This is a genomic window from Streptomyces sp. NRRL S-378, assembly GCF_000720645.1.
Lineage (GTDB): Bacteria > Actinomycetota > Actinomycetes > Streptomycetales > Streptomycetaceae > Streptomyces.
This window is the reverse complement of sequence record NZ_JOBX01000240.1, coordinates 1-215: the sequence shown is the minus strand read 5'-3', so window position 1 is coordinate 215 and position 215 is coordinate 1. Positions and strand designations below refer to the sequence as shown.

The following is a 215-nucleotide window of genomic DNA, read 5'->3' as shown; positions in this document are numbered from 1 at the left end:
AGCACATCGGCGATCAAGGCCAGCAGCTCAGGCTCGTCGTTGGCTACCCGTCGCGACAGCAGTGTGTCGCCCTCAGCGTCCAGGACCAGGCAGTGGTGAGGCCCCTTGCCGCAGTAGGTCCCCCCATATCCGGCTCATCGTGCTCCAGTCGTTCGTCCTCGTCTGCGTACCACGGACGACCTCGCCGGCATTGCTCTACACAGCGACCTGTTCGC

Annotated in this window: 1 pseudogene; it reads right to left on the bottom strand. The window is 64.7% G+C overall.

Annotated features, from left to right (window positions below):
* Window positions 1-138: pseudogene (locus tag IH80_RS46765) on the bottom strand (IS110 family transposase); the annotation flags it as partial.
* Between the last annotated feature and the right edge of the window lie 77 nt (window positions 139-215).